This window comes from Mycolicibacterium austroafricanum, from assembly GCF_000612725.1.
GTDB lineage: Bacteria > Actinomycetota > Actinomycetes > Mycobacteriales > Mycobacteriaceae > Mycobacterium > Mycobacterium austroafricanum.
Map to the genome: position 1 here is coordinate 32,719 of NZ_HG964460.1, position 21,272 is coordinate 53,990.

Sequence of the window (21,272 nt, forward strand, 5' to 3'; positions counted from 1 at the left end):
GGCCAGCGCCTGTGACGGATTGGCTCCCGAGAGCAGACCGGGCAGTGACTGGCCAGCTGAGGCCGCGGGAACCTGTGGCATCTGCGGCATCTGGGCACCCTGCCCACCACCGCCCTGGCCGAGTGCGCCCATCAGGCCGCTGGCGCCACCACCCAGACCCGCCAACAGAGCGGGCCCGATCTTGTTGATGCCGTCCGAACCTTCCGCATCGATCCCGGTCTTGCCGGTGGAATCTCTTTTGGTCGTGTCGATGCCGCGGTCGACCTTGTCCCCACCCCGGCGGTTCTGCTCCGCGGTGTCGTCCACGGCGACGGCCAGACGCGGGTCGACACCCGGGGCGTTGGCCCGTCCGCCACCGGTGCGTGCGCTTTCCAGCGCGGCCGAAGCCTGTCCGGACCCGGACTGGATCGCGCCGTCGTCGGTACTGATCGATGAGGTCATGGGCTAGGCCCCCTGAATTCCGGATTCGCCGCGGTTGTCCGAGCCGGTGATCCCGTCCTGCAGCGCACCCAGATCGGTGATCACCGCCGAGAGCGACTGCGATGCCGCGCGGGCCGCGTCGGTTGCCGCTTTGATGGCAGCGCCGGCAGCGGAGAGGGTTTCGGCAGCCGCCGGTGCCACCGTCTTGCCGCCGGTTGCGGCCGCTGCGCCGCTGCTGGAGACCACGCCCGCACTGCCCGCCGCCGTGAGTGCGTCAGTGAGCTTAGTGCCCTCGGATGTGAGTTTGTCCGCCTCGGCCTGCAAGGTACGCAGATCCTGCAGGCCGGCGCGGTAGCTCTCGTGCGAGGTGATGGAAATCGTGGAGGGAGAGGTCATGTCACGTCCTGGTCTAGGTGTGGTGGATGTCGGCAGCAGCGGCGATGTCGGTGCCGGTAATGGCGGTGAACTTCTCGCTGATGGTGTCGGCCGCGGCTTGGGCCTGGTCGGCGACAGAGCGAGTGAGCGCCGCCGCGGCCTTGGCCCAAGCGTCGAGGCCCTCCAGTGTCTGGGCGTAGATGGGCGCCGGCACGCCATCACGGGTGAACTGCATGGTCTCCGTGCGTGCGGTATCCGCGATCGTGCCCAGCTCCCCGGCGATGGCGGAGAGGCCAGCCGCGGCTTCGCGGATACGTGTCACTTTGGCAGGGAAACCGTCGGCGTCGGCGATCTCGATCGTGGTCCCTGACGGACTGTTGCCCACTATCTCTCCTCCCGCGGCCTGCACATGTGCCATCTCTTTTGCCGCATGAAATGCACGGCCTCTCTGGGCAGTGTATGGGCGCGAGCGTTGCATCGACGGCTGATACGCGTCTAAGTGCACGCATCTGGTGCCGATGCAAATGCACGGGCGCCGAATGCGTGCTGGACGTGACGCTGAGCGGGGAACGCCGCTGCGATCATCGCTCTGGCAGGAACCGGACCCAGCGCGGTGGCGGATCGGGGAGTCGGTGCCTGCGCAGACTGAGCAACCGTGCGGACGGGCGCGGGGCGATCACGGTGGCCACCGCTGATAGAGCGGCTACGGCGACCAGGAGGAGCACTGGGCCGCTCATACGTCACCGGAACGGCTGCCGCCTGCGTCCGCACCTGAGCGTGCTCCCTTCGGTTCGGCGCCCGTGCGTGCGGACCGCGGGCTCGACGACGTCGCGTCGGTGTCACGATCCGGACGCAACGACACCCGGGGGGCGCTTGTGGACCGCTGTGTGTCGCGCGCAGTGCGCGTTCGCGCGGCGTCGGTGCGGCTGGTCACCGGCGAGTCGGCGACCGCTGCCGGTGCGTCCGCGGCTGCATCGGGATCAGCCGTTGTGCGGATTGCCTGCGGGGAGGATCTCTTCTCCGTCGCGGTGGACTCAGCGCTGTCTGGCGACGGGGCCGTGGCTTTCCCGGTGTCTTCAGTGGCGGCGGTGTCCTCGGGTGCGTTCACCTCCGCTGTGGTCGCCGCGGTATTGGTGGTGGGGATGGTTCCGGCGTCGTCGGCGGGCGCGCTTGCCTCCTGTTCGGCGGTTGCGTCCAGGGGGAGCATCGTGGAATCCGGTGCTCCCAGGGTGTCGGTGACCGCGGGGACCTGATGCGCCGCGGTGGCCGCCGTCCGCAGCTGGGCCCCGTTGCCGGCCGACCGGAGCGCGGGTGGCGTGTCGATGGGCTTCAAATTGAAGATGCTGCGAATGCCGTTGTTGATGCCGTCGCCCACCTGGTTGGCGAACCGGTTGGCATCGAGCATCGGCCCGTTGAGGTCCACCCCGAGATCGGTGACAGCACCCAGGCCGCCGTCGATCGCCTTATTCGCCTGGGCGGTGGCGTCGTCGAGTGCCTTGGCGATCGGGCTGAGCGCACCCTGAGCGTTGTTGATGATCGGGTTGAGCGCATCGCGCACCTGCTCCAGCGCCTGCGAGATGAACTGCGCGGCTGCGACGCTGACGGCGTTGCGGTAGACCAGGTTCCCGATCTCTTTGTTGCCGAAGATCTCAAACTCGCCTTTGGCCGGGTCGAGAAGGTTGTCCTGCAGCCCCGAGATCACCGAGTTGAACACGGTCTGCGGGGTCTCCAGGCCCATCTGCCAGGAGACCGGGTTCTGCCAGAACTTCGCCTGTGTACCGGCCATGTCCCAGCCGCGGGTGAAGGTGGCGACACCTTCGGCGTCCACGGTCATGTTGACGTCCTGGTAGCCCTGGGCGACCAGCTGGGTCAGGACATCGGCGAATGAGTCCGACACCGTGGTGGAGAATCCGAATCCCGGCAGGTAGCTCAGTGTGCGCGGGATGAATTGGACGGGTTCCAGCAGCGGCAGACGACCCGAGTCGTAGGTGACATACAGGTTGCCGTCCGCGCCGACGTCGACGTGCAGCAGGCTCGCCACGTCCACGGTCTCCAGCAGATGGTTGATCGTTCCGGCGCCCAGTGTGCCGCCGGTGAGATCGCTGATCACCTCGAAGAGCGCGTCGACGTTGGGCGGAAGCAGGTAGGTGGGCATGGCCATCCCGACGCCGCTGTTGAACCACGCCAGCGGGTTGAGCAGCGTGGACGGGGCATCGGAGACGATGTCGTAGGCGGCACCGAAGTCCCACACGGTGACGTTGCCGTCCATGACGGTGATCGGTATGCCCCAGTTGTTGGTGCCCTTGTGCGACGCCGTTCCGTCGGCGTTCGACAGATTCAGGCCGACCGCCGACGACAGCGGGTTGAGCAGCGAGAAAATTCCGCCGCCGGTGCGGCTCGGGTTGCGCAGCGCGAGCGCCAGGATGGCGGTCTTGGCGAACGCGGGATCGTTGAGCAGCGTCGGCGAGGCGAGCGCGAAGTTGGTGCCGCCCAATCCGATTGCCGGCACGATGGCGAGCTTGCCGGCGTCGGAGAAGAACGGCCCGTCCCAGGCGCCGGGAACGTTCAGCGGCAGATCCCCGACCAGAGTTTCGATGATCTCGGTGTCGATACCGGTGATGTCGCCGAGCAACCCGATGATGACCGCAGCTGCGTCACCGGCAGCCAGCGCGGTCTTCAATGCCGACAGTGTGCCCTGCGTCAGCGTCGACCACTGCAGGGTGCTGATCTGATCGATTGTGCCGGCGGGACCCGATGGGGGTACGGCGATTTCGGGGATGGAGATGTTGCCCAGGATCGGCATGTTGATGCCGGTCTGCAACGCGGCGACGAGGGTGGCGAGGCTTTCGACCGTCTGCTTGAGGCCTTGTCCGGCGTCGCCGGGAATGATCTGTGCCAAGCCGGCCATGCCGTTGAGGAAGTCCTGTGCGGTGCCCAATCCCATGGTGCGGAACGCCTGCGGGATCGGCCCGATCGGGTATATCCCTGTCGAAGCGGCGAGACTGACCTGCGCCGCGACGAGCCGTGTCGGGGCGGGTGGCGGGGCCGGAACGGCCGCCGCGGTGGTGAGCGCGGTGACGGTGGCCGCCGCTGCGACCGTGGCGGCCAAGCGGGACGGTGTGGTGGACATGAGACTCCTCATAGGTGATGGGGTTGGATCGGTCATGGGGTCGATTCAGATCCCGCCGGCGGCCATGATCTGTTCGCGCGTCTCGACAGGCAGTTCGATGAGCATCGTGGTGAGTCGGCGAACGTCGGGGTTGTGCGCGAGATCGAGCCAGCCCAGTTCGGTTTCCAGCTGTATGGCGTAGGCGCTGTCGGGCGCGGTGAAGTACCTGCTACCGATTCCGAAGAATTCGGCGATCAGCTCGGTCGTGTATTGCGAGGGCCGCTGGCGGTTCCCAGTCCGGAGCTGAGACAGGTACGGCGCCGAGAGCCGCATGCCGCCGGCGTGCACCCACTCGATGAGTTCGTGGCTGGTGAACGGGCCGCGGCCCGGCGGATAGATCGTGTCGAACAGCCTATTCAGCTGTGCGGCAAAGCCGCCCGGTCGAGCCGCTGCGGTCGCGACCTCGATATTTGTCGACCCTGCACCGCCGCTCACCGCGGCTCTCCTCGCTGCCGCCGCGCCCGCAGCACGGTGAGAGTCGCCGTGACGGCGGCGAGAAAGAAGCCGACCGGCCCGATCACGGGGCACCACCTTGAGGAGCAACGGCCGGCCGATTGGCGGGCTGGCCTGCCGGCGGGCTCGGCTCGAACGTGTCGATGCAGCGGCGGATGTGGGCGGCGCCGGCGCGAATCCGGCGCGTCGCCTCCCAGATTGTGAACAGAATGCCAGCTGCGCCGACTATCCAGGCCACGGTTGTCAGGATCATGATTTGCCTCCTGGGCTCTTCGTCAGCCGGGATGTGTCCTTGCGCGATGACGGTCCGGAGATCTCGCGGTCACCGCTGCGGGCAGTGAGACCAGGCTGACTCGCCGTCCTGGCGGTTCTCGGTGAGCGCGGACCTGTTTCGGGTTCGGGGCCACTGTCTTGGTCGGTGTCGTGTGTGCGTGGCGGCGTGCGCGTCTCGGCGGTGTCGCTGTCGCGGGGCGAGTCCGCTGGGTCGACATGGTGGGTCGGGCTGCCGTTGTCGTTGTTGACGGTGGTTGTCGCGTCGTCCTGTGAACCGGCGTCTTCCGGCCCGGCCAGGTCCAGGGCTGCCGGTTCGTCGCGGTCATCCACCGCATCCGGCTCCCCGGCAGGCATCGCGTCGCCGGGCTCCGCTGGTGAGTCCTTCGTTGTCGATTGATCAGCCGCCGGATCCGGCTCGCTGCCGGATCCCCGCTCTGGTTCCGTATTCGACTGCACCGCTACGTGGTCGGCGGCGACTTCTGGGTCTGCGCCTTTCGAACCTGAGATCGGTTCAGCCTGTGTCAGTGGTGCCGAAAGGTGCCCTGCCGCAGCGATCGACGTGGTCGTGTCGGTGTCGGGCGCGGACTCGACGGTCGGGGTGTTGCGGGCGCGATGTGCTGCATCGATGCGCCGAAGCACCGCGCCGATCCCGTCTGCCATCGCAGTCATCTGGTTGACCACGGCCCGCACCATCGACTGCACCACCCGCGCCAGGACGGGGGCCCGACCGGGCTCGTAAGCGGAGTCGATGATCGGTTTCAACTTCTGGTGCCAATCATTGAGCAGACCTTCGTCTATACCGAGCGCCTGCAACGGCCGGAGCAACGGCAACAGCCCGGTCGCACGGATCAGATAGGTCGTCGTGGTCGCCCCGAGGGAGTTCACGGTGGTAGTGATGTCGGATTCCGGGAACGCCGACAGGTCCACTGCGTAGGCGTTCGGGTTGTGGAACGTCAACGTGCCCAGGACCGCGTTGAGGACAGCGAGCACGTTGAGCTGATTAACCGGCCAGTGACCGAGACCGTCGTATTCGTGGTTGAGCACGATCTGATCGAACGGGGATTCGTCCGGCCGCGTGACGAACGAAAGCCCAGGCAACTTGAAGCCCCAGTTGCGGCCCATCACCCCGGTGTCCCCGGACGGGCCGGCCATCCGCACGAACAGCACGTCGCGGGCCTCGCCCGCCGCGAGTAGCGCCTGCTCCAGCAGGCTCAGCACGATGTCGCCCTGCGAGACCCCGATCAGTACCAGCCGGTCTCCGGCCGGCGCGGCCTCCAGCGCCGCTACGAGGTTCGCCAATCCCTCGGCTACCGAGGCGTTCAACGCAGTCGCGCCCTGGAACGGAAACAGCGCTGCTGCATAACCGATCTGCAATGCCTGTTCACCGAAAAATGTGAAGGCCGCACCGATGTCGGCCAGATCAACCATCTGCTGTGGCGCAGGATTGTTGCGGGTGCCGGAGAGATAGAACACCGAATCAGCGGCCTGCGCAGGTGCAGAGCTGATCACCAGCGTGGGCGAAACGATCAGCGCAGCGCACACTGTGGTCCCGATCCACCGCTTGGTCCGGTGCGTGTGTCGGCGGCTTCGCCGGGCCCGAGCGGCCGTCATTCGCCAGCCCTGGAATTCGACTGGCTGCCCTCGCGCCCGGATTCCCGCGGTGCGGACCGGTCATCGCCTTTGTGGGCTCCGCGTTGGGTCGCCGGCGAGGTCGGCCTGTCTGGCGCCGTTGCCGTGCGCGGTGCGCGCCGCGGGGAACGTTCTGACTTCGCGGCACTGCCCTCGCCGAGGGTTTCTTTCGCTCGCTGTGACTCAGCCTCGGTGTCGGTGTCGGTGTCGGTGTCGGTGTCGGTGTCGGTGTCGGTGTCGGTGTCGGTGTCGGTGTCGGTGTCGGTGTCGGTGCCCTCACCGGTGACCGTGGTGCCGTTCGTGTCGGGCTCGGACTCGGTGTCGCCCGCAGGTTCGTCGGAGCTGTCGGCTTCCGTCTCGGCTGACGAGTCGACGGCTTCGGCTTCGGTCGGAGCCGGGTCGGAGAGGGGTTCGGTCTCCTCGACCGGTTCGGTCAGGGAGTCCTCGACCGGGGCTGGCTCGACGGCCGGCTCCTGTGCAGTGTCGGTGTCGGCGATGGAAACCACCTCACCAGCGAGAGCATCCGCGGCCGGCACCCCGACTGGTTCAGCATTGATGTCGTCGACCACCGCGGCGGCCTCGCTCATCGGGGCACCAGACTCCTCGCCCGCGTCGCCGCTATCGGCCTCTTCCTGCGCCAGGGCCGTTGTCGCGCCGCCGGTCTCGTCCTCGGTAGCGTCGGTAGCGGGAGTCTGCGGCAGAGCGCGGATGACCAGGCCCAGCGCGGCCTGCATGACCGGGGTCATCGCGATCGCGACCTGCGCCACGACAGCCGAGACCGCGTTGGCTACCGCGGTGAACGCCTTGCGCAGCGGGCCCGGCATCAGGTTGTAGATCACGGCGATCGCGGCGTTGGGGATGATCAGCGCGGTATTGGCCAGCCCGAATCCGACCGACGCCAGTTGCAGGTACAGATCACGTGCGGCCGACATGCGCGGCGCGGTGTAGTCCGGCAGCTCACCGAGGCCGCTTGCCGCGATCAGTTCGGCGAGTACCTGTGCGGCCTGCTTGGGCGCGCCGGAGGAGGTGAACAGTCCGAAGTTGTACTCGTGGTTGAGAATTCCGGTCTGCGCATCCTGGGAGGTGTACACGAATGCCGGTCCGGTATAGGACAGCTTGGACCAGGCGGTGAGGAAGTCGCGCAACAGTGCGGCCTGCTCGGTCTGGGTGACACCCCACCCGGGGGTGGTCGCGGTGCCGTACTCGGTGGCCCAGATCTGTTTTCCCCCATCGCCGTTGGCGACCATCAGGTCATAGAGTGCTTTGACCTGCTCCAACGGCGTGTTGGCGGTACCCGTGCCAGCGGAGAACGGCAGAGTGAAGTGATACGGGTGATAGGACAACGCGTCGAAGTAGCCGGCGGCGCCCGCGGCGTACATCTGTTCCAGGAAGCGCTGAGGGGTGACCGAGATACCGTTGACATCGGTAGTCGCACCTAGCGATCCGGCGAGGACGACAGCATCAGGGTTGGCGGCCTTGATGGCGGTGTAGGCGGCCTTGAGCATCTCGGTGTAGCCGGCGGCGCTGACCGGGGCATAGAAGATCACACCGTTCGGCTCGTTCCAGATCTCATAGTTCGAGATCTGGGACCCGTACCGGGCAGCGACGGTCCCCGCGAATGCGCCGTAGGTGTCCGGATTCGGGGCGCCGGCCAGCGGCAGCCCTGCCCAGGTCGGAGTGGCCGTGACCGCGCCGGTGAGGGTGAACCCCATCTCGGTGGCCTTGGCCACCAGCGCATCCATCTTCGACCAGTCATACGTGCCGGCCGCCGGCTCGATGTAGACCCACGGCACCGCGACCCGCAGGTCAGTGACACCGAGGCCGCGCAGTTCGGTCAGTCGCGCCGTGAGTTCCTCGGGGCCCAGGTTGTACAGGTGGGAATCGGCGACACCGAACACTGGTGCGGCACTGCTGGTCTCGGACAGCAATGTGACTGCCAGTTGGTATGTCGGCCGCAACTGTTCATTGGTTGCCGTTGCGGGCGCAGCGGTGAGTACCGAGGCCAGCGTGACGGCCGCGACGGTGCCCGCGGCGAGCTTGGCCCGTAGGAGGGGGGTGGGTACGCCCGTCGTGGTGGAGACATGCCGGGCCTGATCGCGGGACTTCTGACCTGCACTTTTAGGGCTCGATGCGGGACGGTGAGGCTGCTTACGTGAGTTCACGCGCGCATGCGACCACATTCACCGGTGTGAATCGCACCGCGGCGCGTAGCAGGTCAGACGCGGGACTGGCCGAGAGACTGGGCGGGTTAAAGCAGCGAACCCGCAGCTAGAAGCCCTGGGCCGTCAGTCCAACTCGCGACGTTGCGCGATCGTGCCGCCCCGCACCGCCTCGTTGATGGAACTGGCGCCGTGGTCGCGGCCGCTGTCATAGGCGGTCACCTTCGATCCGTCACCGCCGCGGGATCCGCTGCCCCCGGCCCCACCGCCGGGCATTCCGCCCATCGGGACCATCGGCATGTGTGGCATCCCCGCACCGACGCCCATGCCGCGGCCGGCCAGCGGCGTCGCCGGAGCAGCCGCTGAGCCAGTGGCGTGCGAGGTTGTCGTGGTCGGGTTATAGGCCGTTCGTGCAGGCTCGGGGCGCCCGGAAGTGTCGGCGACGGTGGACAAGTTGTTGGCCGAGGTACCCGGCGTCTGCGACACCGGCGCGGCCGCAGCAGCGGCCGGTGCCGGGGCGGATGGACTCACCGTGGCCGCAGGCGATCCGCCGCTGGCCAGGCCCAGACCGACCGGCGCGGGGGCGATGGTGTCTCCGAAGTCATCGGCTGTCAGCGCGCCGGAGGTCTTCGCGTTCTGCGCCGGCCCCGCCGCGGTCGGAGCGCCGGACTGCGCGGCCAGCTGCGGCGCTGGCTGCTGGGACGGTGCTGCCATCTGTGGCTGCTGCGGGTTCTGGGCCTGGCTCGCCAGCAGTTTCAGCGCATCCGCGTTCAAGCCGGGGGAGGAGGAGCTGGTACTGGGCGCGGTGGCCGGCGGTGCCGATGACGGACGCGTCGCCGGCGGAGCGGACGGTGCCGGAGTGCCGGGCGCGGGTGCTGGGGCACCAGGTGTCGACGGGGCGGCGGCCGGCGGGGTATCGAGCTTGCCGGCCTCGGTGCGGGTATCGGCGGGCAGCGGGCTACCGCCGCTGCGTTCCCGCGCTTGATCGGTGGACCGTTTCTTGCCACGCGGCTGGCACTTCTCCTGCGGCACAAGCCTCTCCGCCCCGCGGCGGCACGCCCGCTCATAGGCCTCGTCTGCCGCCTTGCGGCGCGACTCCAGTTCCCGCAGTTCCGCTTTCGCCGCTTCCAGCCGCTCTTGGAGCAGGCTGGCCGGCAGACCCGACAGCGCGGCTAGTTGCATCTCCGCGCGAATCGACGCGACCTTCTGCGTGGCACGTTCCAGATCGGCCTGCTTGGGCGCATTCCGCAGCCACACGTCGCCACCGTCACGCATATCGCGCATCGTCTGCGCCGCGGCCACCGCCGATGATGCCCCACCATCAGCGGTGTCGCGGGTGCCGGCCATGTCACCACGCGCACCTTCCAGCGCCTCACCGGTTGCCACTGATCCGAAATGCGTGCTGCCCTCCTCGACGCCGCGGCCGAGTCGGTCCAGCGCGGAAGCCAGCGCAGCGGCGGCCGCAACCTCCTCCGCCGTCGGCCGCGACACGTCGAGATCAGGAGCTACAGGCATGCAACTAGCATGGCATTACCGACGGCATCTTGGCGGCGAGGACGCACGATCACCGCGAAAGTGCAAGGTCCAGCGCCAGCAGATGCGGGTCTGCGGCTTCTGCTCCTGGATCAGTAAGCACCCTCGCTCCGAGACCCCGCAGTGCCGGTTCCAGGAATGTGGCCCTGCCAGTAGTTCCGTCGTCCGGGTGGACTTCGCTAAGCAGGCCAATCAACAGAACCGCACTGTTGCTGTCCACGACGAATACAGGCGCGCCGCTGTCGCCCTGTTCGCTCTTGTCAACGTAGTTGATGAAGAGGTCTTCATCGGTGTCCCGTTTCGCGGCGCACCAAACACCGGTACGTCCGGCGTCGACACAAATCGGCGTTCCAACGGGCAGAGCGCGAACTGCGTCTGCGCGCATCACCCCTGCGATTGGACGATTCGCGATGCGTGTCGCTGCAGAATCCAGACGCAGGTCCGGAACCCACACAACGCCATGATCTTCGACTCCAGAAGGTCCCGTGTCGGTGACGGTGTCAACAGCCTCGGTGATCTCGCCGAAATCCACGCCTGGCGGCGTCTGGCGGGCCTCGTTGAACAGACGAGCACTTCTATCTCCACTCGCCTTCCCGCAGTGGCCAGCCGTCAGAAATCCACGCTGACCGTCGCGCGTTACCGCAGGCCCTACAGTGCACGCCCAGTTTGGTGAGAACATGAGGCTTCCAGGCAGCGGGACGGGCGCCCACTGCGCTCGTGGCTTACCTTGATCGAACCGCTCGCCTTGACCCGTTACGTCCTGGTACTCCTGCAGCTCTTCATTGGACGGCCTCGTCTCGGGCTGCAGAAGCTCGGGGGAGGGCGTCGCGGTGCCGGCCGTGGACTGCACGGCGATCCCGTCACCCGGCGAGCAGGCAGCCAGAACCGCGACAGCTGCGAGTGCAGCTGCCGTCAGCCTCGTGACCTGCGAAAACCGGGTGGACATACCTCCATGGTCACACGGGGATGACAACTCGGCAAATATGAGATCACCGCCGCGACCTGCACTTTTGTCGCGGCGGTAGCGTTGAAAGCAAATCATCCACGGTTTACGCATCGGTCACGGCCCGCTGACCTGCGGATTCAGCAGCCTCCTCCACGCTGACCTGCACCGCCTCCCAGCAAAGGACTTTCCACGGTTTCACTGTCACGTCCCCCTTTCGTCAGCTGATCATGAAACCCCATACGGGCCGGTCTGCGCACCCTTCAGCCGTCGAGGTAGCGCCGGGGTTCCGCTGGCGCAGATCGCACTAACTTTTCCGGTTGGCGCACCGTTGACCTGCGGAAAGTGTCATGGTTTTCGGTGATCTCGGCGTGAGCTGGACAGTTGCGTTGATGTCGCCAGAGGGGGGAGGGGGTCTGACGGTAACCCTCTCTACACGGTCGCCTGTGGCGTGGCTCACAGCGGTTTATCGGGGCGATGAATGGTGACGGTTTCTTTTACTCGTTCATGTTTTTAGTTAGTGTATCTAGTTATATGTATCTATCAGGCAATTCTACTTTTACGCATCCGACAATAAGACCGTTTTTGTAGCGAGAAGTGTTTCATTGAGTTTCTTCACGATTGACGACCCCCTCCCCCTTCTGGCGACATGGATGCCGCACTGCAGGTAGCGCCGTGATTGCACGCCGTGCTGACAGTTTCCACTGGTCAAAAGTGCGTCAATCGAAAATGTTCATGCGTTCTGCGCCAGCGGTTTGGCGTCCGACAACTGTCTACGAAATCCTGTGAGCCGTGTCACGTGACCAGCGGAGTCTTCGCCGCGACACGGCGATGCATGTGCATCTGGTGGGTGCATTGCGCCGTGCATCCGATACCGTGTGCGCCATGACCGACGCCGACAGCAACTGGATCGACCCCGCGGACTACGCGGACGAAGTGCTGCCGTCGTTCTGGTCCCGGCCCCCGCACTGGCAGCAGGAGATCCTGCGACAGCTGCAGGCCAGTCGCCGCCATCAAGAGGAAGAAGCGCAGCGCTGGCGCGAACAGGAACTGCCGACTCCTCCGGATCCGCCGCGCGCCACCGCGCTGGAAGCGGCAGCATCGATGTTCGGCCAGCCGTGGCACCCCGGCATTCAGCTGCACCGCCTGCCGGGGCGAGAACAGGCTGAACTGGAAGCCGCTGCACTGCGGGCCGGCGGTGTGCGCCAGATCGACGGCCCTGTCTACAGCCAGCAGGTCCGCATGCTGACAATCGCCGAAGCCGCAACGGCACTGGGCACCAGCGCCAGCGGTGTACGGCGCTTGATCAGCGGAGGGCGCCTGCCCAAGGTGACGTTCGGACGCACGGTACGGGTGCGCTCGGATCTGGTGTGGGCGCTGACGCACCGCCCCGACCTGAGATTCGGCGCCGACGTCTACTTCCGCACCGACACCGCCGCCTACCGGCCCACCGCCCCGGCCGTCGACAGTGACCTGGGCGTGCCGATGGCAGAGGTCGCCAAGACCATGCGCGTCAGCGAGGGGACCGTGCGCCGCTGGTCGCGCCAGGACCCGTTCACGCTGCCGATCGTGGGGCGGGGCCCCGACGCGCTGATCAAAGCCTCGCTGTTGGCCACGCACACGGTGCCGTTCACGTCCTCGCAGCTGCAGCTGATCGACTTCGCCAAGATCGCGCTGGCCAAACGGAAGACACCGGAAGCCAAGCGCGCCTACCTCAACGCGCTGCGTGTGATGGCGCCTGCGATCACCCCCGACCAAGTGCGCCGCACCGACGAGGTTTTCGATACCGCGGCCGGCAACGCGCTGTGGCCGATGTCCAAAGTCGCGGAGACACTGCGGCTGTCGCTGTCGGGGGCGCGGAAGCGTGTGGCCGCCGCCGGGATCCGCACGCAGGTCATCGGCGGCGTGGCCCGAGTGCGCGCCGACGACGTAATGCACCTGATCTATCTGCGCCAGGAGCTGTACGCCAAGCAGCAGGGCCGCCCTCCTGTCGACCCTGACGACCCGAACCACATAGACCTGCCCACAGCTGCGGGCAGGCTGGGGGTCACGGTGCGCACACTGCGGCGCTGGATCGCGGCTAAGCGCATCGAGGCGATCACCCGCGCCGACAAACTGTGGGTGCGTGCCGATGACGTTGTGGCACTGCGCCGCACGCTGCGCATCGACAAACACAACGACCGGGTGGCAAAGGCCCATGCTGAGGCCGCACCGAAGCGGGGTGCGGCGCTGACCGCCGAACACATGAACAACTACATGGCCTGGCTGGAAGAGACCATGAAGCTCGAGCGCCCCTCGGAGTGGATCCACACCCGCCGCGCCGCCGCTCTGCTTGCCGGCTGCCGCAAGTCGACCATCGAGACCCTGGTGCGTGAAGGGCTCATCCCGGCGATGCGCGACGGTCACGAACTGCGCATCCGTCACGGCGACCTGTACGCCGCCGGCGTGTTCTCCGCCAGGGTGGCGCGCCTGTGCCCGAACCTGCGGCCCTCCAGCCGTGAGCACGGTCGCGCGATCACCCGCGACTTCCTGACCCTGGACTTCGCCGCACGGTTCCTCAACCGCCCGCTCTCACAGGTCAAGCAGCTGATCCGGACGCGCAAGCTGCACAGCGTGCACTTCGACATGGTGCACCGCATCCACGCCAGCGAACTGCTGGGGCTGGGCCGCCAGAAACTGGAGTCAGCGGCAGGGCACTACCCGCGATTGCGAGTCGACCGCTGGGACGGGGTGCTGACAGTTGCCGAGGCGGCTGACCGGCTACAGGTCAGCGAGCGCACGGTGCAGCGCTGGTACCGCAGTGGTGCGCTGGCGGGCGGGCCCGCGACCAAGCCGAAGTGGAAGCAGTTCCCGAACGGTGCCTGGATCGAGATCGGCGTGCCGATCAACCGCGGCGGGCTGCTCCTGTTGGACCGCCACGTGGAGGCGGCGCGGCGGGCTCGACAGGTCGAAGGCAAGGTTCCGCGTGACCCTGTGCCGGTCACCGCGTCGCAGGTGCGCAGCGGGCATCTTCCGCAGCTGATGCCGTGGCAGCAGTTCGCGGTGAGTCACTGATCGCGGTCCCGGCAATGCAGGAGTCGCAGACACGGCGCGCAGCTCGGCTGTCGGCACGCGCGCAGGTGGCGTTCACCCGCGACCTCGCCGCGGCACGCGCCGCCGCCGGACTCAGTCAGGCGCAGCTGGCGGCGCTGATGGGCGTGGACGCGACGACCGTGGCCGGCATGGAGCGCCTGGACAGTGACCCGCGGCTCTCGCAGCTGCGCCAGTACCTCACCGCGTGCGGCGCGTCGCTGGTGCTGTCGGTGGTGGCTCCCGCGTCTTCGGAATAAGCGGCCGCACGACTGGGCGGCACACCCATGCCGCGAAGTGGCGTCGCGCCGCGGCGCAGCGGTGTTGGGTGCGCGAGCTTAGTTTGCCGCCCATGCAGGTCGTAGTGAAGCCGACAGCGCGGCAGCACAGTGTCACGGACGCCGAGATCAGGTCGGTCATCGAGCACTTCATCACCCGGTACCCGATCAATGCCGCCTTCGACCCCACTGCGAACGCATACATGTATGTGGGACGGATCGGGGGCGAACCATGGATTGAGGTTGCGACCGAAGAGACCGCGCGGGTGGAAGTCTTTCATGCGATGTTGTTGACCAAAGCTGTGGCCGAAGACCTGTTTCGGATCAGCCGCGGATCGCTAGACTTGCGGGGAATGCTCTCGGGGCAGCGTCCGTACGTTGGCCCGCAGACCGAGCCCATCGACTGGCCACTCGGGTAGAAGGGATTCAGCGGTGACAACGAGTTCTGATCATCCGGTGCGCGACGACGCGTACTACGCACAATTCAGCCGCGCAGTAGAGAACCACGAATACACAGTCGGGGAACTGGAGTGGGGACCCGCCGCGGGAGAAGTGGGCGTGCCATCCGGCTGCCCAGTCTGGGTTCCAGGAGAAGTAGCGGCGCGGCTACGACTTCGCGCAGAGCGTGAAGGTGTGAGCCTGGAGCAAGCTCTGCAGGATGCTTTGGACCGCTACCTGGCTAACTGACAACTCGCTGCGCAAAGCACCGGTGCCTGTAGCGCCCGCAACCTGTTCGCCCGGCAGCTAAGTCGCGAGTTGGGCGCGTTCCCCGCGCGGGCTCCGGATCCTCATCGCACGCCTGCTGCAATGCGCGGCGCCGGCACCTTCACCGCCGCCCCGTCGCGTCGATGGGTCGCGCCACTTCGGCCACGGGGGGACTACTCTGCTGCCGGGGAGGGCCGGTGCACCAGCGGTCTCTTGGTCCCGGGATCTCGCCTGTATTCAGCGGCGCAGGCGGGACCCGGCCAGTTCGTGGTCGACGGCCTCCTGCAGCTCCTCGCGGCTGTAGTTGCCGTGGCCGGCGTGAACTCTCACCCGGTATCCCCGCGCAGCGTAGGACCGTGCCGGCTCGTTGTGGTCGACGTAGTCGTAGGGCTGACCGTCGGCGGTGTAGACGGTGGCCACCAGGTAATCGGGGTGAATATCGTTGGGATAGCGGGGAAGTGGCATCAGGCCTTGCGCTCCGCTTCGTCAGCGGCACGGCGCAGCCCCTCCGCGGCGACGGTGTGCTTGCCCTCGCGTTCCAGGTTGCCGGCGATGACCCGCGCCTGGTCCGGTGTCAGCCGCGCGTCGAGGGTGACGTCCAACTCTGCCTGGGCGTCGCGGACGAAGACGTATCCGGGGTAGGTGTCGGTGTCGGCGATCACGGAATCTCCCGGTATCCGAAGCGGTAACCCTCCAGCGACAACAGGTTCTGGATGCTGCCGCTGCCCTCGTCGGCGTAGTTGCCGCCGGGGTCGCAGGTGGCGCGGATATGTCCGATCATTGCGTCGTAGTCGTCGTGCGTGGTGACGTCCAGCCCGTCGACGTTCGGGTCGTCGGTGGTCAGCTCGATGCGGGCCATCAGCTGCGGATGGATTCGTTGACGATGGTTTCGACAGCATCGGGGACGCTGGAGTGGGGGATCGCCAGGCGGAGGCGTTCGTACTCCGCATCGGTCAGTGGTGGACCTCCGGCCCACGCGTTCGCCTGCTCGCGTGTGATGAGCATGGTGGTGTGTCCTTTCCGGGGATGGTTGGTGGCAGGTGCGTGGGGTGTCAGATACCCCATTCGAATTCGCGACCGACCAAGCTCGGATCGGTTGCGCAGGTGATGATCTTGGCGAAGTAGCCGGACTCGCTGTGGGCGCGGCCGTCACCGGTGCGCGGGTAGATGTTGTCGTAGGCCCAGTCATCGAAATCTCCGGATGGGGTTGCCACATCGAAGGTCTCGGTGCGCTTGGACTCGCTGCCGTCGTAGACGTCGGTGAATTCCACGGTGATCTGCACGGTGTTGGTTCCTTTCACGGGGAATGCTGTGCGCCCGTCACGGTGTCAGCCGGCCCGGCGTCCGCGGGTGCGCGGCGCGTGCGGGGCAACTTTCCGGACAGTTCACCGGACGCTGACGACAGCGCTGCTGCTGTCACGTCCTGCCGGGTTCAAGCGCCGTTGGGCGCGCGCCGGCTGCTCGAAAGCAGAGAGCCCGGGTCGACCGCGAAGATCGAATACCGGGCTCTCACGAGGCCTGAACCAGAACGTCACCGGATGCACCTTGTGTGGGCGTGTGTCCTGGCCCATCTCCGCGCCTGGTTGCGCACATTGCTGCCCACGTCGCTACCGTCCGCGCCGAACAGAGGAGCCCGATCCCGTGCCCATCCCCGCGCCGGTCATCGCAGAGCTGACAGTGGTGACGCACGCCAACTGGCGCGTGCAGCAGCTGTGCGAGCACACCGCAGCCCGCCAGCATTTCGGCATGGACCTCGAGGGTGCCGACGACCCCTGCGCACTCTTCTGGTGCCCGGGATCCTGGGCCGCCGCGGCGACGACGCGCTACCCGCAGCTGCGGTTGTCCTCGGCTGGGCCGCGCTGGCTCGACACGTTGCCGGTCGCGGTGACCGGGCGCGAAATAGTCACGCGCACAGCAGGTGCCGTCGCCGAGACGGCAACGGGTGTCGGGTCCTCGGTGTTCGTGAAGTTGCCGGAGTCCAAGCACGATTGTTTCGCGGCGGCAGTGCGCACCCCGCGGGAGCTGGCCGATGCGTGTGCGCGACTGCCCGTCGACGAGCCCGTCCAGCTGTCCACGCCGGTGCAGTTCGCCTACGAGCTGCGGTGCTGGGTCCGTGACGGGCAGGTGGTTGCGTCCAGTCCGTACTTCGTTGACGCCGACCGGCAGGTGTGGCCGCAGCGCCAGATGCGCACTTGCGATCGCGAAGGCCGCGGCTGGCTGCAGTCGGTGCTCGATACCGGACTCGATGTCCCGCCTGCGGTGGTGCTCGACGTCGGCTGGTGCGCTGCACCGGCGACGGGGCCGCCCGGGTGGAAGATCGTCGAGGCGAATGCTGCGTGGTCGTCGGACTGGTACCTGGCCGACGACATGGCGGCGGTGTGCGCCACGGTCGCCGCCTCGCAGCGCGATGTGCCGGACCGGTGGCTCTGGAGGCCCAGCCCGATGTTGTTCACGATGTGCCAGGCGTTGCTGCGCCGTTGAGATCGGCGTGTCGTGCCGGGCTGGGCAACGTTGTCGGGCCGGTCTGCTCAACTGCGCGTTGAGCCCGCTCTCACCACTGACACCGGTGGGCGAACCTGCGACGAAAAGGACCCCGCGCATGGCCCGACGCAAAGGGAGCCGAAACCGCTTCAATTCCAACCGCGATGTCGTGGCGATGAAGCAGCGGCGCCAGGACAAGCGCGCGGTAAACCGCGGCGAGGACCGCGACGACAAGTGGGCCGGGACCGAAGCGCACACCCAGTTTCCATCGGCCGACCCCCCTGCGGACCTCCCGGAGTGCACCCGTGCTTGGTGACTGGCAGTCCCATCCGCTGCCACCGGGGCAGGTGGCCGACATATCACCGCGACATGCCCCCGAGATCCGGTTCCGCCCACATACGGTGAGCGTCCGCCGTGACGCTTCCGGCGCCGTGGCGGTGCTGAGGATCAGCGGTAATCGGCTGCCGCCGCGCGGCGGTCTGCCGATGGCCGGCACGCTCGACAGCTGGGAATGGGACCGCTCCCGCGACCCCGCCGAAGGCTGGCTCGACGCCGTGATCGCGGGACTGGACCGGTGAGCGTACCGATGACCGCCCCGTGCCGGTTCGTCACCAAGCGGCGGTTCGAATCCAGCGACGCGGCGTTGGCCGGCGCCGAGACCATCCGGGTCGCGGTGTTGGCCCGCGGCGACCGGTACACCCAGCTGCACCCGTACCTGTGCCCGGACGCTGCCCACTGGCATCTGTCGCACTACCCGCAGGGCACCGCCGTGTGCCCTTGCTGCGGTGAGGAGGTGTCGGCGTTCGACGTCGGCACCGGCTGGGTGGTGTCTCCGCACGGCGGGCAGGACACCGCGTGCCTCGGGGCGGGGATGCAGGTCGAACGAATCGTGGCTTCGTGATGTACGCCTGCGATGACCTGTACTGCGAGGGGTGCGGCGCGGTGGTCGATCATCAGCATCTCCAGGAGTGCTCGGTGTGGTGCGAGCTACGTGAACGCTATGGCGTCGCATGAGCAGTGTCGCAAAGCAGTTCCCGGCGCACACCGATTCGAACGGCAACACCTGGTATCGCCCGGTGCGTGACAAAGGTATGGCCCACGACCAGTGGGGGTGGACATCGAACCCGGCGATGGCCGATCCGAGCTACGCGCAGGACGTGACACTGTGCGCGATCGGCGAGGCGAGCGCCGGCGACCGAGCCGCGCTCCTGGACTTCGCTGCGGCACTGGCTGCAAAGGCGAAAGCTGCTGCAACCGAGACTGAGTCGGGGTGCACAGCTGGGACGGTGGCGGCCACCTGTGCGGATGCCGCCCCGACGACGCCATTCCCAGCTGCAGCCGGGACTGAGTCGGGAACAACGGTTTCCTTGCTTCCTGTGACGGTCCCCGGATGGCTGCCGGCGTGGCCAGGGCGCATGCACTAATCTCTAAAACAGAGAATTGTTCACGGAATCAAAAGAGGAGCTACGAGAGCGCGATGTGGGAAGATCTGCCTGACGGTCCGAAGTCCCCCGATCACGGCGAACCGCCAGGAAACAACGATGCCGACGCTGGGCCGGCCCCGCTGGTGCCGACCGGCCCGCCCGGAGCGAACCCCGCCCCGGCTTTCCCGCCGGCCGCTCCGCCGAACGGCGACCAGCCTGCAGTACCTTCCGGCCCGCCGGCCGCTCCGCCGAACGGCGACCAGCCTGCCGCACCTTTTCCGGTCGCAGGCCCGGTGGCGGGAGAGCCACAGCCCCCGCTGACTGATGACCGCTACCGGATGCGGCGGAATCTGGGATTGCGGGACTATCAGCACTACGCACTGGACGGCATACGCCAGCACTTTCAGGACCAGGGGGACCGCGTCACCCTGGTGATGCCCTGCGGCACCGGCAAGACCCGCGTGGCCGCGGAACTGCTGCGCGACACCGCGCACCGCCGCGTGGTCGTGCTCGTTCCGACGATTGTTCTGCTGGGTCAGATCGCCGAGGACATGAAGCACGCCGCGTCCGGGCATCGGCAGATTCTCGTATGCTCGCGCAACCCGCACACCGAAAACCCCGACGACCGGTCCATTCGGCGATCGGAGGCCGAAGCCCCCGCAGCCGCAGGGCTGGACATCACCACGGACGCCAGAAAACTCGCCGCGCAGTTGCAGCAGGAAGGCCCGATCCTGCTCGTGGCGACCTACGCCTCCGCCGACACCGTCCGTGACGCCGTCGACAAGGCGCCCGGACGGGACGGGTCTGGCTTCGATCTCGCCATCGCCGACGAAGCACACCGCACCGCGGGCCCGGTCGACAAGTCGTGGGGCCTGGTGGTGCGCAAGGAGTTCCGCGCGAAGCGGCGACTTTTCATGACAGCAACCCCCCGGATCATGGAGATCCGCGAAGGCGACGACGAGGATTCCCCGTCGGTCGTGTCGATGGACGGGCCCGCCTATGGAGCACAGCTGGTGCCGTTGACGTTTCGCGAAGCGATCGCCGGGGATTACCTGTCGGAGTACCGCGTACACCTGGTCGGTATCGCGAAGTCGCGGGCCACGGAGCTGCGGCGCCGCATCGAGGGTCACGGCTGCAGCCTCGAGGAGGTCGCCGCGCTGCTGGCGCTGGCCCAGCTGCATCGCACGTATCCGCACGTGCGTTCCGTGCTGGCGTACCACAACCGGGTCAAGCGCATGCGGCGCTGGTCGGAGATGTTGCAGAAAGTGCATGCCGAACTTGCCGCCGACGACCCCGTGCTGGCTGAGGTGCCGCTGGTGACGTTCGAGATGCACTCCGATACCCGCATGTGTGACCGGGGTGTGCAGCTGGGCATGCTCAAAGAGCCCGGCGGGAACATGGTGGTGGTGTCGAACTGCCACACCATGGCCGAGGGGGTCAACATCCCCGCACTCGACGCCGTGCTGTTCGCCGCTCCGCGCTCCAGCACCATCGACATCATCCAGATCATCGGGCGCGCAATGCGGGTCGCCCGCGATGAGCAGGGCCGGTCCCTGGGGCGTCCGCCGGCGCTGGTGATCGTTCCGGTGCTGCTGGCCGACGGTGACGAGGACATCGACTGCACGATCGGGACTTCGTCCTACAAGAGCATGTGGCGTGTGCTGCAGTCGCTGGCGATCGAAGACGTACAGTTTCAGGACTCACTGGCCACCTGGCCGATGAACGTGCTTGGATCCCGGAACGGCCACGACGCGAGAATAACGGTGGATCTCCCGCCGGGGATGACCGCGCTGGCGCGCCACGTGTTCGCCGTACGCGTGTCCAGCGCCACGCCCGGCGACTACCAGACCGCCAGCTGGGTCCGGAAGTTCCACGCCGAGAACGGCAATCTTGACTTCCCGGAAGGGGAGTGGCGGCCGGTGGCCGATGCGCCCGGGTTCACATTCGGCCCAGCCGTGCGTCGAGTGCGCAGTCGCCACACGAGCAAAAAGTTGCGTGCAGACATCGAGGCGCAGTTCGAAGCGATCCCGGGCTGGGACTGGCGCGAGAAGCGCGCGCCCAAAGAGCCAGCAGAGCCCGCCACGCCACACGTTGACGCGATCGAACGCCTCGCCGCCGATGGCCGCATCGCCGGGGGTCGCCTCCAGCGGACTCAGGTTGCGGTCTCCGGGGGTAAGTCCATCAATGTGAGCAACTGGTTCTACATCCAGAAAAAGCGCGGAACACTGTGTACCCCTGCAGAACAGGAGCGGTTGCGGAAAGTCATCCCGAACAGTTTTCGTAGGTAGTTGCGCACCGCCAAAACATCATCTAGTCTCTATTTTAGAGAACAGCCGCACGCATCGGTGCGCACGTTCAGAA

20 protein-coding genes and 1 pseudogene are annotated in these 21,272 nt (G+C 67.1%); 7 read left to right on the top strand and 14 right to left on the bottom strand.

Features of this window, described 5'->3' with window-relative positions; translation table 11 throughout:
• The 9 genes and pseudogenes from BN976_RS33920 to BN976_RS33665 all read right to left on the bottom strand — a co-directional run.
• A pseudogene (locus tag BN976_RS33920) lies at positions 1 to 441 on the bottom strand (C40 family peptidase); the annotation flags it as partial.
• Between the two features lie 3 nt (positions 442 to 444).
• A complete protein-coding gene (locus tag BN976_RS28750; RefSeq protein WP_036376393.1) occupies positions 445 to 816 on the bottom strand; it encodes a hypothetical protein in 372 nt (123 codons plus the stop codon).
• Positions 817 to 829: 13 nt separating this feature from the next.
• Positions 830 to 1,180 carry a hypothetical protein gene (locus BN976_RS28755; protein ID WP_051558617.1) on the bottom strand — a complete coding sequence of 117 codons (351 nt, stop codon included), beginning with the start codon at positions 1,178 to 1,180 and terminating at the stop codon, positions 830 to 832.
• 348 nt (positions 1,181 to 1,528) lie between these two features.
• Positions 1,529 to 3,925, bottom strand: a complete 2,397-nt coding sequence (locus BN976_RS28760; RefSeq protein ID WP_036376396.1) for a PE-PPE domain-containing protein — start codon at positions 3,923 to 3,925, stop codon at positions 1,529 to 1,531.
• Between the two features lie 45 nt (positions 3,926 to 3,970).
• Positions 3,971 to 4,372, bottom strand: coding sequence for a hypothetical protein (locus BN976_RS28765; RefSeq protein ID WP_051558649.1), 402 nt, complete (start codon positions 4,370 to 4,372; stop codon positions 3,971 to 3,973).
• 294 nt (positions 4,373 to 4,666) lie between these two features.
• Positions 4,667 to 6,199 carry a PE-PPE domain-containing protein gene (locus tag BN976_RS28770; RefSeq protein WP_158498051.1) on the bottom strand — a complete coding sequence of 511 codons (1,533 nt, stop codon included), beginning with the start codon at positions 6,197 to 6,199 and terminating at the stop codon, positions 4,667 to 4,669.
• 98 nt (positions 6,200 to 6,297) lie between these two features.
• Complete coding sequence (locus BN976_RS34120; protein ID WP_199559028.1) at positions 6,298 to 8,481, bottom strand: cellulase family glycosylhydrolase; 2,184 nt, start codon at positions 8,479 to 8,481, stop codon at positions 6,298 to 6,300.
• 123 nt (positions 8,482 to 8,604) lie between these two features.
• On the bottom strand, positions 8,605 to 9,993 hold the full coding sequence (locus BN976_RS28785) for a hypothetical protein (RefSeq protein WP_145977994.1): 1,389 nt from the start codon (positions 9,991 to 9,993) through the stop codon (positions 8,605 to 8,607).
• 49 nt (positions 9,994 to 10,042) lie between these two features.
• A complete protein-coding gene (locus BN976_RS33665) occupies positions 10,043 to 10,957 on the bottom strand; it encodes a chymotrypsin family serine protease (protein ID WP_145977995.1) in 915 nt (304 codons plus the stop codon).
• Positions 10,958 to 11,839: 882 nt separating this feature from the next.
• Between BN976_RS33665 and BN976_RS28790 the strand changes: the two genes are divergently transcribed.
• The 3 genes from BN976_RS28790 (at position 11,840) to BN976_RS28800 (ending at position 14,720) form a co-directional block, all read left to right on the top strand.
• Complete coding sequence (locus tag BN976_RS28790; protein WP_051558619.1) at positions 11,840 to 14,008, top strand: helix-turn-helix domain-containing protein; 2,169 nt, start codon at positions 11,840 to 11,842, stop codon at positions 14,006 to 14,008.
• Positions 13,981 to 14,283, top strand: coding sequence for a type II toxin-antitoxin system RelB family anti-toxin (locus BN976_RS28795; RefSeq protein WP_199559029.1), 303 nt, complete (start codon positions 13,981 to 13,983; stop codon positions 14,281 to 14,283). The genes BN976_RS28790 and BN976_RS28795 overlap by 28 nt, the downstream gene beginning before the upstream one ends.
• A 104-nt stretch (positions 14,284 to 14,387) precedes the next feature.
• Positions 14,388 to 14,720 carry a hypothetical protein gene (locus BN976_RS28800; RefSeq protein WP_220096307.1) on the top strand — a complete coding sequence of 111 codons (333 nt, stop codon included), beginning with the start codon at positions 14,388 to 14,390 and terminating at the stop codon, positions 14,718 to 14,720.
• Positions 14,721 to 15,243: 523 nt separating this feature from the next.
• On the opposite strand, the gene BN976_RS28805 is transcribed toward BN976_RS28800, so the two are convergent.
• Genes BN976_RS28805 through BN976_RS28825 form a run of 5 tightly spaced genes read right to left on the bottom strand, consistent with a single transcriptional unit; the run spans position 15,244 to position 16,307 of the window.
• On the bottom strand, positions 15,244 to 15,471 hold the full coding sequence (locus BN976_RS28805) for a hypothetical protein (protein WP_036376408.1): 228 nt from the start codon (positions 15,469 to 15,471) through the stop codon (positions 15,244 to 15,246).
• Positions 15,471 to 15,668 (bottom strand): hypothetical protein, encoded by a 198-nt coding sequence (locus tag BN976_RS28810; RefSeq protein WP_036376410.1) that lies wholly within the window; start codon positions 15,666 to 15,668, stop codon positions 15,471 to 15,473. Before BN976_RS28810 ends, BN976_RS28805 begins: the two co-directional genes overlap by 1 nt.
• Positions 15,665 to 15,865 carry a hypothetical protein gene (locus tag BN976_RS28815; protein WP_036376412.1) on the bottom strand — a complete coding sequence of 67 codons (201 nt, stop codon included), beginning with the start codon at positions 15,863 to 15,865 and terminating at the stop codon, positions 15,665 to 15,667. The genes BN976_RS28810 and BN976_RS28815 overlap by 4 nt, the downstream gene beginning before the upstream one ends.
• Positions 15,865 to 16,011 (bottom strand): hypothetical protein, encoded by a 147-nt coding sequence (locus BN976_RS33930; RefSeq protein ID WP_158498052.1) that lies wholly within the window; start codon positions 16,009 to 16,011, stop codon positions 15,865 to 15,867. The genes BN976_RS28815 and BN976_RS33930 overlap by 1 nt, the downstream gene beginning before the upstream one ends.
• A gap of 47 nt (positions 16,012 to 16,058) precedes the next feature.
• Positions 16,059 to 16,307: a hypothetical protein gene (locus tag BN976_RS28825; RefSeq protein WP_235622169.1), complete on the bottom strand. Its 249-nt coding sequence runs from the start codon at positions 16,305 to 16,307 to the stop codon at positions 16,059 to 16,061.
• A gap of 340 nt (positions 16,308 to 16,647) precedes the next feature.
• On the opposite strand from BN976_RS28825, the gene BN976_RS28830 reads away from it, so the two are divergent.
• The 4 genes from BN976_RS28830 to BN976_RS28855 all read left to right on the top strand — a co-directional run bounded on the left by BN976_RS28830 (position 16,648) and on the right by BN976_RS28855 (position 21,199).
• Positions 16,648 to 17,487 carry an ATP-grasp domain-containing protein gene (locus tag BN976_RS28830; protein ID WP_235622170.1) on the top strand — a complete coding sequence of 280 codons (840 nt, stop codon included), beginning with the start codon at positions 16,648 to 16,650 and terminating at the stop codon, positions 17,485 to 17,487.
• 305 nt (positions 17,488 to 17,792) lie between these two features.
• The gene (locus tag BN976_RS28840; protein WP_036376421.1) at positions 17,793 to 18,065 is read left to right on the top strand and encodes a hypothetical protein; all 273 of its coding nucleotides are present in this window, start codon (positions 17,793 to 17,795) and stop codon (positions 18,063 to 18,065) included.
• Between the two features lie 8 nt (positions 18,066 to 18,073).
• Positions 18,074 to 18,388, top strand: a complete 315-nt coding sequence (locus tag BN976_RS28845) for a hypothetical protein (RefSeq protein ID WP_051558620.1) — start codon at positions 18,074 to 18,076, stop codon at positions 18,386 to 18,388.
• Between the two features lie 816 nt (positions 18,389 to 19,204).
• Positions 19,205 to 21,199, top strand: coding sequence for a DEAD/DEAH box helicase family protein (locus BN976_RS28855; RefSeq protein ID WP_145977996.1), 1,995 nt, complete (start codon positions 19,205 to 19,207; stop codon positions 21,197 to 21,199).
• Positions 21,200 to 21,272 lie beyond the last annotated feature (73 nt).

Coding starts and splice junctions, on each gene's coding strand:
- BN976_RS28750 (WP_036376393.1), bottom strand. CDS start 816: ATGACCTCTCCCTCCACGATTTCCATCACCTCGCACGAGAGCTACCGC.
- BN976_RS28760 (WP_036376396.1), bottom strand. CDS start 3,925: ATGTCCACCACACCGTCCCGCTTGGCCGCCACGGTCGCAGCGGCGGCC.
- BN976_RS28785 (WP_145977994.1), bottom strand. CDS start 9,993: ATGCCTGTAGCTCCTGATCTCGACGTGTCGCGGCCGACGGCGGAGGAG.
- BN976_RS33665 (WP_145977995.1), bottom strand. CDS start 10,957: ATGTCCACCCGGTTTTCGCAGGTCACGAGGCTGACGGCAGCTGCACTC.
- BN976_RS28790 (WP_051558619.1), top strand. CDS start 11,840: ATGACCGACGCCGACAGCAACTGGATCGACCCCGCGGACTACGCGGAC.
- BN976_RS28805 (WP_036376408.1), bottom strand. CDS start 15,471: ATGCCACTTCCCCGCTATCCCAACGATATTCACCCCGATTACCTGGTG.
- BN976_RS28815 (WP_036376412.1), bottom strand. CDS start 15,865: ATGGCCCGCATCGAGCTGACCACCGACGACCCGAACGTCGACGGGCTG.
- BN976_RS33930 (WP_158498052.1), bottom strand. CDS start 16,011: ATGCTCATCACACGCGAGCAGGCGAACGCGTGGGCCGGAGGTCCACCA.
- BN976_RS28845 (WP_051558620.1), top strand. CDS start 18,074: ATGACCGCCCCGTGCCGGTTCGTCACCAAGCGGCGGTTCGAATCCAGC.